This window comes from Lelliottia wanjuensis, from assembly GCF_030238365.1.
GTDB classification, from domain to species: Bacteria; Pseudomonadota; Gammaproteobacteria; order Enterobacterales; family Enterobacteriaceae; genus Enterobacter; species Enterobacter wanjuensis.
Genome location: NZ_JASSOT010000050.1, coordinates 64,662 through 79,131 on the forward strand (window position 1 = coordinate 64,662; position 14,470 = coordinate 79,131).

General features: G+C 56.5%; 12 protein-coding genes. 4 read left to right on the forward strand and 8 right to left on the reverse strand.

Annotated elements, in window-relative coordinates; all coding sequences use genetic code 11:
* Window positions 1-39: 39 nt before the first annotated feature.
* Together QQF33_RS05755 and QQF33_RS05760 are read left to right on the forward strand one after the other, a co-directional pair.
* Complete coding sequence (locus tag QQF33_RS05755; RefSeq protein WP_285150596.1) at window positions 40-801, forward strand: EAL domain-containing protein; 762 nt, start codon at window positions 40-42, stop codon at window positions 799-801.
* A gap of 32 nt (window positions 802-833) precedes the next feature.
* Window positions 834-2,378 (forward strand): EAL domain-containing protein, encoded by a 1,545-nt coding sequence (locus QQF33_RS05760; RefSeq protein WP_285157531.1) that lies wholly within the window; start codon window positions 834-836, stop codon window positions 2,376-2,378.
* Between the two features lie 116 nt (window positions 2,379-2,494).
* Here QQF33_RS05760 and ssb1 read toward each other — a convergent pair whose 3' ends face one another.
* On the reverse strand, window positions 2,495-3,028 hold the full coding sequence (gene ssb1, locus QQF33_RS05765) for a single-stranded DNA-binding protein SSB1 (protein ID WP_285145916.1): 534 nt from the start codon (window positions 3,026-3,028) through the stop codon (window positions 2,495-2,497).
* Window positions 3,029-3,274: 246 nt separating this feature from the next.
* Between ssb1 and uvrA the strand changes: the two genes are divergently transcribed.
* Complete coding sequence (gene uvrA, locus QQF33_RS05770; protein WP_285157532.1) at window positions 3,275-6,103, forward strand: excinuclease ABC subunit UvrA; 2,829 nt, start codon at window positions 3,275-3,277, stop codon at window positions 6,101-6,103.
* On the opposite strand, the gene QQF33_RS05775 is transcribed toward uvrA, so the two are convergent.
* The 5 genes from QQF33_RS05775 to dnaB form a co-directional block, all read right to left on the reverse strand.
* Window positions 6,100-6,453: an MmcQ/YjbR family DNA-binding protein gene (locus tag QQF33_RS05775; RefSeq protein WP_095280343.1), complete on the reverse strand. Its 354-nt coding sequence runs from the start codon at window positions 6,451-6,453 to the stop codon at window positions 6,100-6,102. The genes uvrA and QQF33_RS05775 overlap by 4 nt on opposite strands.
* A gap of 117 nt (window positions 6,454-6,570) precedes the next feature.
* Window positions 6,571-7,284, reverse strand: coding sequence for an acid phosphatase AphA (gene aphA, locus QQF33_RS05780; protein ID WP_282494817.1), 714 nt, complete (start codon window positions 7,282-7,284; stop codon window positions 6,571-6,573).
* Between the two features lie 562 nt (window positions 7,285-7,846).
* On the reverse strand, window positions 7,847-9,040 hold the full coding sequence (gene tyrB / locus QQF33_RS05785; protein WP_285150598.1) for an aromatic amino acid transaminase: 1,194 nt from the start codon (window positions 9,038-9,040) through the stop codon (window positions 7,847-7,849).
* A gap of 120 nt (window positions 9,041-9,160) precedes the next feature.
* Window positions 9,161-10,240, reverse strand: a complete 1,080-nt coding sequence (gene alr / locus QQF33_RS05790) for an alanine racemase (protein WP_285150599.1) — start codon at window positions 10,238-10,240, stop codon at window positions 9,161-9,163.
* A gap of 159 nt (window positions 10,241-10,399) precedes the next feature.
* Window positions 10,400-11,812: a replicative DNA helicase gene (gene dnaB / locus QQF33_RS05795; RefSeq protein ID WP_154126839.1), complete on the reverse strand. Its 1,413-nt coding sequence runs from the start codon at window positions 11,810-11,812 to the stop codon at window positions 10,400-10,402.
* 74 nt (window positions 11,813-11,886) lie between these two features.
* Between dnaB and QQF33_RS05800 the strand changes: the two genes are divergently transcribed.
* Window positions 11,887-12,870 (forward strand): quinone oxidoreductase, encoded by a 984-nt coding sequence (locus QQF33_RS05800; protein WP_285157533.1) that lies wholly within the window; start codon window positions 11,887-11,889, stop codon window positions 12,868-12,870.
* A gap of 177 nt (window positions 12,871-13,047) precedes the next feature.
* Here QQF33_RS05800 and pspG read toward each other — a convergent pair whose 3' ends face one another.
* Together pspG and dusA are read right to left on the reverse strand one after the other, a co-directional pair.
* Window positions 13,048-13,290, reverse strand: a complete 243-nt coding sequence (gene pspG, locus QQF33_RS05805; protein ID WP_282494829.1) for an envelope stress response protein PspG — start codon at window positions 13,288-13,290, stop codon at window positions 13,048-13,050.
* A 138-nt stretch (window positions 13,291-13,428) separates the two neighbouring features.
* Window positions 13,429-14,424 carry a tRNA dihydrouridine(20/20a) synthase DusA gene (dusA, locus tag QQF33_RS05810; RefSeq protein ID WP_285157534.1) on the reverse strand — a complete coding sequence of 332 codons (996 nt, stop codon included), beginning with the start codon at window positions 14,422-14,424 and terminating at the stop codon, window positions 13,429-13,431.
* Window positions 14,425-14,470 lie beyond the last annotated feature (46 nt).

A 14,470-nucleotide genomic window follows, 5' to 3' on the forward strand; every position in this document is an offset into this window, starting at 1 on the left:
GTCGTTTTAAACGGGTAACGTTATGGCTATGAGGCTGGCATGGAAAAAAGTACACATTTTGTCGTCCAGTGTGTCGAAAAAAACAGGCTCGATGCTGGCATCGATTTTGTCATTCAACCTATTTTCGATCTCTCGCGCTTCGTCTGTATTGGCGGCGAAGTGCTGGTGCGCGGCACCCACCGGCGCAATATCGTGCCGCCGAATCTGTTTATCAGCCAACTGGAAGAGACGGGCGGAATATTGCCGATGGGCGACTACGTCATGGCGCAGGCGTTTAAATTTATCGCCCGCCAGCCGCAGGCACTGCGCGAGTATCAGCTGTTTACTCTCAATATTTCGCAGGTGCAGTTGAACGACGCCGGTTTCGCGGCACGTGCCATTCATCTGATGCAACAAAATCACCTCTCGCCACGACATTTCATTTTCGAAATTACCGACAGCGTTGATTGCCCTGACGATGCGGTCAGGCAAAACCTTGCGCAGCTCAGTGAGGCCGGAATTCATCTTGCCTGGGATGGGATTGATGGCCTGGATACGCTAAAAGCCCGGCTCGCCGTCTGGTCGACGGACTATATTAAGCTCGACAGAAGTTGCCTGGCGGCGGCGAATATCGATCACACGTTTTTGCTGCTGGATTACATCAATGAGCTCGATATCGACGTGATTATCGAAGGCGTTGAAAACTATACCCATGTCTCCACTATGCTGCGCCACGGGGTGAAATATGGACAAGGTTTTCTCTTCTCTCGCCCTCTTAGCAAAGAGCATTTCCACCAGGAATATATGCAGCCCGAGCATTAACAGACTGCCACGCGTATAAGAAAAATAACCCCATGTATCAGCAATATATTCTCAGAACAAAAAAGAACAGGGTTATCGCCTCGTGTCTGACCTTTCTGCTGACGTTAATGGTGACGGCGTCTCTGGCGCTGATCGCCATGCAGAACAATAACAAAAAAAATATCGAGGACGAGGCGAACTATTTACAGCATATTCTGGACGGTTTTTTAAACGATGCTCATTCTGCCACGCAGCAGGCCGCGGGTCTGGTCGGGAAAGTGTGCGATTTCACGGTGGAAAAACAGCTCAATATGATCCCCGGCCGGTATATGCACATTTACTCGATTAACGTCGTGAAAGATAACCATATTGATTGTTCGTCGTTGCTGGCAAATAAACATGTCGACGTCCGGGATATTCTTCGCAGCGGGAAACAAATCTGGATGTCGCCTTCGGTGAGCGCAAAGGATATCAAGGTGATCGCCTTTAAAACGGCTCTGCCGCAGGGGGATGTGTACGTCGCCTCCGATATCCGCTTTCTGCTGGAAGTGATGCGCAGCAGTTCGGCGGGGAGAAAGCTGGCGCTGGAGGTGTCTGGCAAAACCCTCACCGCGGCGGGCCTGTCAGACCTTCCGCTCAGCTCGCCGCATTTTAGCCGTTACACGCTCTTTCCCGCCCATTCCCCGCTTTATACCCTGGCATGGGAAGAGCCACGGCTGGATGAGGCGGTGAAAGCCATGGCGAAATCCTGGCTCTCCATCGGTTTTATCCTCGCAATGTCGTTCATTATGGCGACCGTCGTCTGGCTGCTGGCCACCCGTCGTCACTCGCTCTACACCCAGCTGGCGCACGCGATTCGACAGCGTCAGATCCACCCGCACTATCAGCCGCTGATTTGCGCGCGCACCAATGTCGTCTCCGGGGCGGAGATCCTCGCCCGCTGGCATCATGACGAGCTGGGGTTTGTGCCACCGGACGTGTTTATTCCGGTGGCGGAGCGCACGGCGCTGATTATCGAACTGACGCAGAGTCTGCTTGAGCAGGTGGTAGATGATTTACAGCAGGGTATCGTCGCCCTTAAACCGGGTTTTAATCTGAATCTGAATCTCAATATCAGCTACAGCCATCTGGCGGACGACGGATTCGAGGTGTTTGTCGATAACTGGGCACCGGTGTTTGCCGCTCTCGGCGTGACGTTGGTGTTTGAAATTACCGAGCGCGAAAACATTGATATCAGCGAGGCGATGGCGCACAAGATTACACACATCAAAACGCGCGGGATCAAAATCGCCCTGGATGATTTTGGCACCGGGTTTTCCAACCTGGCGTTTATTTCTAACCTCCGCCCCGACAGCATCAAAATCGACCGCATGTTTGTCCGGCAAATCTCTCGGGATGTGGCGACGCCGCTGATCGACTGCGTGATTGATATGGCGAAAAGGATGAACATTCTCACTACCGCAGAGGGCGTGGAGTATGACTATCAGGTGGCGTATCTGAAGGCGAATCAGATCGACTGTCTGCAGGGGTATTACTTTTCAAAACCGCTCGCGTTTGGCGATTTCGCGGCGTTTTTGCGAAATTACGCGGTGGGATAAAACAAAAAGCCCCGAGAGGGGCTTTTGCATTGTTGGTTGCCGGGTGGCGGCTTCGCCTTACCCGGCCTACAAAACCACACACAATGCGGTGTTGTAGACCCGTGGGCAAAACCACATCAGAACGGGATATCGTCGTCGAAATCCATTGGTGGTTCGTTAGACGGTGCCGGAGCGGACTGCTGCTGCGGACGAGACTGCGCGCCGCCGCTGAACTGGTTGCCGCCCTGAGGCTGCTGAGGCTGGCCCCAGCTACCCTGCTGCTGCTGACCGCCGCCTGCTGGCGCACCTGCACCACCACCCTGACGGCCACCCAGCATCTGCATGGTGCCGCCAACGTTCACTACCACTTCGGTGGTGTACTTCTCTGCACCGGCCTGGTCGGTCCATTTACGGGTACGAAGCTGACCTTCGATATACACCTGAGAACCTTTACGCAGATATTCACCGGCCACTTCTGCCAGTTTGCCGAACAGCACAACGCGGTGCCATTCAGTCTGCTCTTTCATCTCACCGGTCGCTTTATCACGCCAGGATTCGGAAGTAGCCAGCGTAATGTTGGCAACTGCGCCACCACTCGGCATGTAGCGTACTTCCGGGTCCTGGCCCAGATTACCGACGAGAATCACCTTGTTTACGCCTCTGCTGGCCATGATCGTGTCTCCTGAATACGTTTCTTAATAGTGTAAGCGCGCGAGTGTACCATTTCCACGTCACATTTTGATAGCTGCGACAGTGATTCCACAGAACTCGCACTCACTAAACATTGTTGCACATTAAATCAGAAGCTGCATTCCAATACTGTATATTCAAACAGGTCAGATTGTGTCATAATTAGCCGTTTCTGCCGTTTGTCCTTCAAACAAACCAGGCATCCGAGTCTCTACCGGGAAAGGTGAATGGATAAGATCGAAGTACGGGGCGCCCGCACCCATAATCTCAAGAATATCAACCTCATAATCCCTCGCGACAAGCTGATTGTCGTGACCGGGCTATCGGGTTCTGGCAAGTCATCACTGGCTTTCGACACCTTGTATGCCGAAGGACAGCGTCGCTACGTTGAATCGCTCTCCGCTTACGCGCGTCAGTTTCTGTCGCTGATGGAAAAACCGGACGTCGACCATATCGAAGGGTTGTCGCCGGCGATCTCCATCGAACAGAAATCTACGTCGCATAACCCGCGTTCCACGGTCGGTACCATTACCGAAATTCATGACTATCTGCGTCTGCTGTTTGCCCGCGTGGGCGAGCCGCGCTGCCCGGATCATGACGTGCCGCTGGCCGCGCAAACCGTCAGTCAGATGGTGGATAACGTGCTGGCGCAGCCAGAGGGCAAACGCCTGATGCTGCTGGCCCCGATCATCAAAGATCGTAAAGGTGAGCACACGAAAACGCTGGAAAACCTGGCAAGCCAGGGCTACATCCGCGCCCGTATCGACGGGGAAGTGTGTGACCTGTCCGATCCGCCGAAGCTGGAGCTGCAAAAGAAACACACCATTGAAGTGGTGATTGACCGCTTCAAGGTGCGCGACGATATGACGCAGCGTCTGGCCGAGTCGTTCGAAACGGCGCTGGAACTCTCCGGCGGCTCAGCGATTGTCGCTGACATGGACGATGCGAAAGCCGAAGAGCTGCTCTTCTCCGCGAACTTTGCCTGCCCGATTTGTGGGTACAGCATGCGCGAGCTGGAACCACGTCTGTTCTCGTTCAACAACCCGGCGGGCGCGTGCCCAACCTGTGATGGCCTGGGTGTGCAGCAATATTTCGATCCGGATCGCATCATCCAGAACCCGGAGCTCTCCCTGGCCGGTGGCGCGATTCGCGGCTGGGATCGCCGCAATTTCTACTACTTCCAGATGCTGAAATCGCTGGCCGAACACTACAAGTTCGACGTCGAAGCGCCGTGGGCGAGCTTGAGCCCGAACGTTCATAAAGTGGTGCTGTCGGGTTCCGGCAAAGAGAACATCGAGTTCAAATACATGAACGATCGCGGTGACACCTCCGTGCGCCGCCATCCGTTCGAAGGCGTGCTGCACAATATGGAGCGCCGCTACAAAGAGACCGAATCCAGCGCGGTGCGCGAGGAGCTGGCGAAGTTCATCAGCAACCGCTCGTGTACCACCTGTGAAGGGACGCGTCTGCGTCGCGAGGCGCGTCATGTGTTCGTTGAAAACACCGCGCTGCCGACCATCTCTGACATGAGCATTGGTCACGCGATGGACTTCTTCACCAACCTGAAGCTCTCCGGCCAGCGCGCGCAGATTGCCGAAAAAGTGCTGAAAGAGATCGGCGATCGCCTGAAATTCCTCGTGAACGTCGGTCTGAACTATCTGTCACTTTCTCGCTCCGCAGAGACGCTCTCCGGCGGCGAAGCGCAGCGTATCCGTCTGGCGAGCCAGATTGGTGCCGGTTTGGTCGGCGTGATGTACGTGCTGGATGAGCCGTCCATCGGCTTGCACCAGCGCGATAACGAGCGTCTGCTCGGCACGCTGATCCACCTGCGTAACCTCGGCAACACGGTGATTGTGGTTGAGCACGACGAAGATGCGATCCGCGCCGCAGACCATGTGATCGACATCGGTCCTGGCGCGGGTGTCCATGGCGGACAGGTGGTGGCGGAAGGGACGCTGGCCGACATCATGGCCGTTCCGGAGTCCCTGACCGGCCAGTTCATGAGCGGTAAGCGCAAAATTAATGTGCCGAAACAGCGTGTTGCAGCGAATCCTGAGAAAGTGCTGAAGCTGACGGGCGCACGCGGCAACAACCTGAAGGACGTCACGCTGACGCTGCCTGTCGGGCTGTTCACCTGCGTCACCGGCGTGTCAGGTTCCGGTAAATCGACGCTGATTAACGATACCTTGTTCCCGATTGCCCAGACCCAGCTGAACGGTGCGACGCTGGCTGAGCCTGCGCCGTATCGCGACATTCAGGGTCTGGAGCATTTCGATAAAGTGATCGATATCGACCAGAGCCCGATTGGCCGTACACCGCGCTCGAACCCGGCGACCTATACTGGCGTGTTTACGCCCGTACGTGAACTGTTCGCCGGTGTTCCTGAATCACGCTCACGCGGCTATACGCCTGGACGTTTCAGCTTTAACGTTCGCGGCGGCCGCTGTGAAGCCTGTCAGGGCGACGGCGTGATCAAAGTCGAGATGCACTTCCTGCCGGATATCTACGTGCCGTGCGACCAGTGCAAAGGCAAACGCTATAACCGCGAAACGCTGGAAATTAAGTACAAAGGCAAGACTATCCACGAAGTGCTGGATATGACCATTGAAGAGGCCCGTGAGTTCTTCGATGCCGTACCTGCGCTGGCGCGTAAGCTGCAAACGCTGATGGATGTGGGTCTGACCTATATTCGTCTCGGCCAGTCAGCGACGACGCTCTCCGGCGGTGAAGCGCAGCGCGTGAAGCTGGCGCGTGAGCTGTCGAAACGCGGCACCGGTCAGACGCTGTATATTCTGGATGAGCCAACCACCGGTCTGCACTTTGCGGATATCCAGCAGTTGCTTGAAGTGCTGCATCAGCTGCGCGATCAGGGCAACACCATTGTGGTCATTGAGCACAACCTGGACGTCATCAAAACCGCAGACTGGATTGTGGATCTCGGTCCGGAAGGCGGCAGCGGCGGCGGTGAAATCCTCGTCTCGGGTACGCCAGAGACAGTGGCAGAGTGCGAAGCTTCGCACACCGCGCGCTTCCTGAAACCGTTGCTCGAGTCTTAAACGGAAAGCTGCTGTCGGGTATTTTCCGGCAGCAGCTCAAAAGCCTGCTTGTAAGAGGCATCGACTAAATAGTAAATCTGCGAATCCGGCAGCGAGCCGTCGAGATAGACGGTGCTCCAGTGCGCTTTATTCAGATGCTTGCTCGGTCGCACATCGCTGTGCTGCTGACGCAGTAAATCCGCCAGTTCCGGACTGGTTTTTAACGATGCCGCCGGACGCCCTTCGACCTCTTTCACCATCGCAAACAGCACGTCTGCCACCTTGATCTGCGTGGCTTTCCAGTCGCTGTGGACACTTTGCCCCGCGCCCGGTTTATTCATGCAGTACTGAAGTATCTCCGAAATTGTCATCTTTGCTCCCCTGTAAATGGGTTGAGTGCGACCTGAGGACCTGCCCCTTTAAGTGTGCAGCAAGACGACAAAAGGTAAACCCGGCCAGGCCTGATTTGTTCAAAAAATCATCGCACGTCAGTATTCCGAATTAACAATCACCTCTTCACCGAAGGATCCGGCCATCGGCAGCGGACGATAGGTCGAGTTGGAGGCGCGCAGAACGCGGATGCCACGAGCACCGACTTCGCGAGCGGCAGAGATATCGTTATCCGAATCGCCGTAGAATACTTTGATGTTTTTCTGCTCCAGCCACTGGGTTTTGGTGTTTTGCCCGTGCTTGTCCCCGGCAAAGATCACCGGATTCATGTTGGCCGCCGGAATCGAAAAATCGCCCTGCAGGGTTTTGCTGACGGTTTCAGTTTTGGTCTGGCTACGACCGGTGACGAAATAGATGCTGTCGCCGCGTTTGACGTGCATCGCAATCAACGCGCGACCCACCTCTTTCGGGATACTGAACTCATCCCAGCCGTTGTTCATTTTTTCCCAGAATTCCGGGTTTTTCAGGTACTCCTCGCTATCCGGCGACCAGGTTTTTTTGCCGCGCCAGAAGCCAGGGCTGGAAAAGAGGACGGTATCGTCGATATCAAAACCGACAGCCATTGGCGCGCGGCCCATCAGGCTATTTTCGATTTGCGCCACGGAGACCCAGTGAATGGGGGCTTGTTCAGCCAGAATGGCGGCGGTGGTTCCGGTGTAGACCGGCGTTGGCGCGGAAGCTCTTGCACCGACTGCACTATTAAGCGAGAACAATAAGCAGGCGGCGCTGAGCGCCAGTGTGATCTTGCGCATGTATTCCCCTGAATATTCAGTTTGTTATCGTTTTAAATTGAGCGAATGGTCAAAAATCTACCAGACCTTAACCCCTGAGCCAGGTGAAGGGAAGGAAATTTTTGAGATTATCCCTGGTAAAGGGAGGGATATCACAAAGCGTGAGGATGAAAAAAGCCGGGTGGCGGCTGCGCCTTACCCGGCCTACGTTCAGGTTTTGTAGGCCCGGTAAGCGCAGCGCCACCGGGCAATTCAGGCTCCGGTGCCGATAAAAAGCCGGGTGGCGGCTACGCCTTACCCGGCCTACGTTCGGGTTTTGTAGGCCCGGTAAGCGCAGCGCCACCGGGCAATTCCGGCACCGATGCCGATAAAAAGCCGGGTGGCGGCTACGCCTTACCCGGCCTACGTTCGGGTTTTGTAGGCCCGGTAAGCGCAGCGCCACCGGACAATTCCGGCGCCGATGCCGATAAAAAGCCGGGTGGCGGCTGCGCCTTACCCGGCCTACGTTCGGGTTTTGTAGGCCCGGTAAGCGCAGCGCCACCGGGCGCTAAACCGCGCGGATGCCAATGATGTGAGTAAGTGCTTACATCACAGCCGCAAACGCCTGCGCCACGCGCTGGACGTTGTGTGCGTTCAGGCCCGCGACGCACATGCGGCCGCTGGCGATCAGGTAAACGCCGAACTCTTCGCGAAGACGATCGACCTGCTGTGCGCTCAGCCCGGTATAGCTAAACATCCCGCGCTGCTTGAGCAGATAATCGAAGTTATGCTCCGGTAATGCGCTTTTCAGGGCATTCACCAGCTCCTGACGCATCGCCAGAATACGCTTACGCATCCCTTCCACTTCGGCGAGCCAGGTCGCTTTCAGCTCGTCGTCGCCCAGAACCGTCGCCACCACCTGCGCACCGAACGCTGGCGGGCTGGAGTAGATGCGGCGAACCGTCGCTTTCAACTGGCCCAGTACGCGCCCGGCTGCATCTGCGTCTTCACAGACAATCGACAACCCGCCGACGCGCTCGCCGTACAGAGAGAAAATTTTCGAGAAGGAGTTGCTGACCAGAGCTGGCAGCCCGGCGCTGGCAATCGCGCGGATCGCGTAGGCGTCCTCTTCCATGCCCGCGCCAAAGCCCTGATAGGCGATGTCGAGGAACGGGATCAGATGGCGCGCTTTCAGAACTTCAATAACCGCATCCCACTGGCTGTTGGTCAGGTCCGAGCCGGTCGGGTTGTGACAGCACGGATGCAGCAGCACGATGCTGCGCTCCGGCAGAGTATTCAGTTTTTCCAGCAACGCCTCGACGCGCACGCCTTTGGTGTCGTTGTCGAACCACGGATAGGTGCTGACGGCAAAGCCTGCGCCTTCAAAAATCGCGACGTGGTTTTCCCAGGTCGGATCGCTGACCCACACACCAGAATCGGGGAAATATTTTTTCAGGAAGTCCGCGCCCACTTTCAGCGCACCGGAACCGCCCAGGGTCTGGATCGTCGCCACGCGTTTTTGCGTTAACACCGGGTGATCGGCCCCAAACAGCAACGGAGCGATGGTGTTGCGATAGGTATTCAGCCCTTCCATCGGCAGATAGAGCGACGCGCCGTGCGGCACCGCGTTCAGGCGCGCTTCGGCTTCGGCCACCGCCTGCAGCTGAGGAATAATGCCGTCTTCGTTGTAGTAAAGGCCGATGCTGAGGTTCACTTTGTCGCTGCGTGAATCTTCTTTGAAACGCTCCATTAAGGAGAGGATGGGGTCGCCGGCGTAGGCGTCAACTTTCTGGAACACGCGATGTATCTCCGGATTTCTGTCAGGCAGGGATTTCAACAATAAACCGGAAGCGCGGGAAGATCGAGAGGATGTTAATAAAGAGATAAATGCCGGGCAATACCCGGCATTTAATGAGACTTAATCGACGTATTTCATCGCCACCCGCGACGTCAGGCGTGTGATAAGTTCGTAAGCACTCACTTTCGTGATTTCAGCAATGCGCTCAACGGGCAGACCTTCGCCCCACATCACCACCGGGTCACCGGCTTTATCATCGGCATCCGGTCCGAGATCGACGCAAACCATATCCATCGCCACGCGGCCGACAATCTTCACTTCACGACCGTTGACCAGCACCGGTGTGCCGGACGGTGCCGCGCGCGGATAGCCGTCGCCGTAGCCCATCGCCACCACGCCCAGACGCGTATCGCACTCGCTCACCCAGGTGCCGCCGTACCCGACCGGTTCAGCCGCTTTGTGCTCGCGCACGGCGATCAGGCTGGAGACCAGGGACATCACCGGCTGGAAGCCAAAGTCCGGGCCCCAGGGTTTGCCTTCCAGCGGCGATACGCCGTAAAGAATAATGCCCGGACGCGCCCAGTCGAAGTGCGACTGTGGCCAGAGCAAAATGCCGCCGGACGCCGCAATGGAGCGCATTCCCGGTTTGCCTTCGCAGAATGTGTTGAAGATATCGAGCTGCTGCTCCGTTGCGCCGCACTCTGGTTCATCGGCACGCGCAAAGTGGCTGACGATGTTCACCGGCTGACGCACGTTTTTGCACTGGCTCAGGCGCTGATAAAAGGCCTCTGCCTGCTCCGGACGCACGCCCAGACGGTGCATGCCGGTGTCGAGTTTCATCCACACGGTGACCGGCTCGCTCAGCGTGGCGGTTTCCAGTGCGGCTAACTGCTCTTCGTTATGCACCGCGGTGTGCAGATGCTGGTCGGCAATGGTCGTCAGATCGGCGGCTTCGAAAAAGCCTTCGAGTAACAGAATCGGCTGGGTGATACCGCCCGCGCGCAGGCGCAGGGCTTCTTCGAGACGGGCGACGCCAAAGGCATCGGCATCAGGGAGCGTTCGCGCGGTCTCAAGAAGACCGTGTCCGTAAGCGTTCGCTTTCACGACTGCAACGAGCTTGCTGGCGGGCGCCAGTTCACGCAGACGTTGCAGGTTGTGTCGCAGAGCGCGGCGGTTAATGACTACAGTTGCCGCTTGCATTTGAATTTGAAATCCTTGCCGTTAAGAAAGAGTATTCCTCTAAATCATTTGCGTCACAGCAAGGCGGCAAGCCCGTGAATCCCCGGGAGCTTAGTCAACTAAGCGACCGGGGTGAGCGGGCGCAGCCAACGCCGCTGTGGCGCGAAGGATGACGAGGAATTATTCGTCGTCGTATTGAGGTCCCGCATAGTTATCAAAACGCGACCACTGACCGTTAAACGTCAGACGCACCGTCCCGATCGGGCCGTTACGCTGCTTACCAATAATGATTTCCGCAATGCCTTTCATGTCGCTGTTCTCGTGATAAACCTCGTCACGATAGATGAACATGATCAAGTCGGCATCCTGCTCGATGGAGCCCGATTCACGCAGGTCGGAGTTGACCGGGCGCTTATCGGCGCGTTGTTCCAGGGAGCGGTTAAGCTGCGACAGGGCCACCACGGGTACCTGTAACTCTTTAGCTAACGCTTTGAGAGAGCGGGAGATTTCGGCGATTTCCAGCGTACGGTTATCGGAGAGCGACGGCACGCGCATCAGCTGCAGGTAGTCGATCATGATAAGGCCGATGCCGCCGTGTTCGCGGGCGATACGGCGCGCGCGGGAGCGGACTTCCGTCGGCGTCAGGCCGGAGGAGTCATCGATGTAGATGTTCCGTTTTTCCAGCAGAATGCCCATGGTACCGGAGATGCGCGCCCAGTCTTCGTCGTCAAGCTGGCCGGTACGAATGCGGGTCTGATCCACGCGCGACAGAGACGCGAGGGAACGCATCATAATCTGGTCGGAGGGCATCTCCAGACTGAAGATCAGAACCGGTTTATCCTGCAACATCGCCGCGTTTTCGACGAGGTTCATCGCAAAGGTCGTTTTACCCATCGACGGACGCGCCGCGACGATAATCAGATCCGAGGGCTGCAAACCGGCGGTTTTTTTGTTGAGATCGTCATAACCGGTGTTCACACCGGTGACGCCGTCGTGCGGTTGCTGGAAAAGCTGTTCGATACGCGCGACGGTGGAATCCAGGACTTCGGCGATGTTTCGCGGCCCTTCGTCTTTGTTCGCACGGCTTTCGGCGATTTTAAACACGCGGGATTCGGCGAGATCCAGCAGGTCTTCGCTGGTGCGGCCCTGCGGGTCAAAGCCCGCTTCGGCGATCTCATTCGCCACAGCGATCATCTCACGGACAACGGCACGTTCCCGCACGATGTCTGCGTAGGCGCTGATGTTCGCCGCACTTGGCGTGTTTTTGGATAATTCTGCCAGATAGGCAAAACCACCGACAGAATCGAGCTGCCCCTGGCGCTCCAGAGACTCTGCCAGCGTAATCAGGTCAATCGGGCTACCGGCTTCCTGGAGGCGCGCCATTTCGGTAAAGATATGGCGGTGTGGACGGGTATAAAAATCATCGGATACCACGCGCTCGGCGACATCGTCCCAGCGCTCGTTGTCCAGCATCAAACCGCCCAACACCGACTGTTCCGCTTCAATCGAGTGCGGCGGGACTTTGAGTCCGGCGACCTGCAAATCGCGCTCGCGAGGCTCAGTCTGTTTGTTGAAGGGTTTATTTCCTGCCATAGTGAATGGATTACCATAAATTGAGAGACGGGGAAGTATAACCGTCTGCAAATGAATCGACAAAGGAGTTCAACGTGGCAACTCGTATCGAATTTCACAAGCATGGTGGTCCTGAAGTCCTGAAGGCGGTGGAGTTTACCCCCGTAGCACCTGGGGAGAACGAAATCCAGGTCGAAAACAAAGCGATTGGTATCAACTATATCGATACCTATATCCGCGGCGGTCTCTATCCGCCGCCGACCATGCCGAGCGGCCTGGGAACCGAGGCCGCAGGTGTCGTGGTGAAAATCGGCAGCGGCGTGAAGCATATTAAAGAAGGCGATCGCGTGGTGTATGCCCAGTCGCCGCTCGGCGCGTACAGCTCGATTCACAACGTGCCCGCCGATAAGGCCGCCATTCTGCCGAACGCGATCTCCTTTGAGCAGGCAGCGGCGTCATTCCTGAAAGGGCTGACCGTCTATTATCTCCTGCGTAAAACCTACGAAATCAAACCCGATGAGCAGTTCCTGTTCCACGCCGCGGCGGGTGGCGTCGGGCTTATTGCCTGCCAGTGGGCCAAAGCGCTGGGCGCCAAACTGATCGGCACCGTCGGCAGCGCGCAAAAAGCGCAGCGTGCCCTACAGGCGGGCGCGTGGCAGGTGATTAACTATCGCGAAGAGAGCATCGCCGAGCGCGTGAAAGAGATCACCAACGGCAAAAAGCTGCGCGTGGTCTATGACTCCGTCGGAAAAGATACCTGGGAAGCGTCGCTCGACTGCCTGCAGCGTCGCGGTTTGATGGTGAGCTTTGGTAACGCCTCCGGCGCAGTCACCGGCGTGAATCTGGGCATTCTTAACCAGAAAGGTTCGCTGTACCTCACGCGCCCTTCCCTGCAAGGCTACATCACCACCCGTGATGAACTGACGGAAGCCAGCAACGAGCTGTTTTCGCTGATCGCCAGCGGCGTAATTAAAGTGGATGTGGCAGAAGCGCAGAAATATCCGCTGAGCGACGCGCAGCGCGCGCATGAAGTACTGGAAAGTCGCGGGACGCAGGGATCGAGTTTGCTGATCCCATAAAAAGAATTAGGGCTTCCTGTAGGAAGCCCATTCTTTTTTTAGTTCGGCTGTATGTAGGGTACAGCTCGATGAATTCTTTAACGGCAGCCATAGTGACAGATTCGATAAGTAAATCCTATTCTGTTCTAAGCCTCGCTGCCGGAAAAGTTACAGGTATGTGACGAACGCCTCAATACCTTAGTAACGAAAGCGGTTATTGCGCTGATACTGTGGGACTTTTGGCGCTTTTATCGCCCGAATCACCCACACCACAGCGACCGCTAACAACAGCCACGGCAGCAGTTTAATCATCAGCGCAAACAGCCCGCCGATAAACATCACCACCGTCGCCACCACCAGTGCAGCCAGAATGCCAAGCAGCGAAATTCCGGTCGCCATCAGCATGACAAAAAATCCAATCACAAACAGCAGTTCCAGCATGGCTCTCTCCCACATGAATACCTCAGATATGCAGTGGGTATTACAAGAAACGTGCCAAAGTTAACTTATTGATTTAAAAACAAAACGCCCCGCGAACATTCGCAGGGCGTGGTGAATTTGACGAACTTTTGGTGAAAATTATCGCTTGTCAGCGACCAGACGCAGCGCCTGCTCCAGGACTTCGATATTTGCCCCGGCTTTGTGGGCATTTTCGCTCAGGTAGCGACGCCACTGACGCGCCCCCGGAATGCCCTGGAATAAACCGAGCATATGACGCGTGACGTGGCCCAGATAGGTGCCGTTGCTCAGCTCGCGCTCGATGTATGGATACATGGCGCGCACCACGGCAACCGGGTCTTTGTCGGTGCCGTCCACGCCGAAGATCTCACGATCCACCGAGGCCAGAATGCCCGGATTTTGATACGCCTCGCGGCCCACCATCACGCCGTCCATGTGTTCTAAATGGGCTTTGGCTTCGTCGAGAGATTTGATGCCGCCGTTGATCGACATGGTCAGATGCGGGAAATCACGCTTGAGCTGGTACACGCGCGGGTAGTCCAGAGGTGGAATCTCACGGTTCTCTTTCGGGCTGAGACCCGACAGCCAGGCTTTACGCGCGTGGATGATAAACGTCTCGCACTCACCTTTTCCGGCCACCGTATTGATGAAATCGCACAGAAATTCGTAGCTGTCCTGGTCGTCAATCCCGATACGAGTTTTGACCGTCACCGGAATCGACACCACGTCGCGCATGGCTTTGACGCAATCGGCCACCAGTTGGGCATTGCCCATCAGACAGGCGCCAAACATGCCGTTCTGCACGCGGTCGGACGGACAGCCGACGTTAAGGTTGATCTCATCGTAGCCGCGCTCTTGCGCCAGTTTCGCGCAGTACGCCAGCGCCGCCGGGTCGCTCCCGCCGAGCTGCAAGGCAACCGGATGCTCTTCGTCGCTATAGGCCAGATAGTCGCCCTTCCCATGAATAATCGCCCCGGTGGTCACCATTTCGGTGTACAGCAGCGTGTGGCGAGAGAGCTGGCGCAGGAAATAGCGGCAGTGTCTGTCGGTCCAGTCGAGCATCGGCGCGATGGAAAAACGGTGTGCAGGGAAATTTGACTGTGATTCTGACGACATGGCGAAGTTTTAAGCATTTGGTGGAAAAGGGGCGCTACTATAGCAC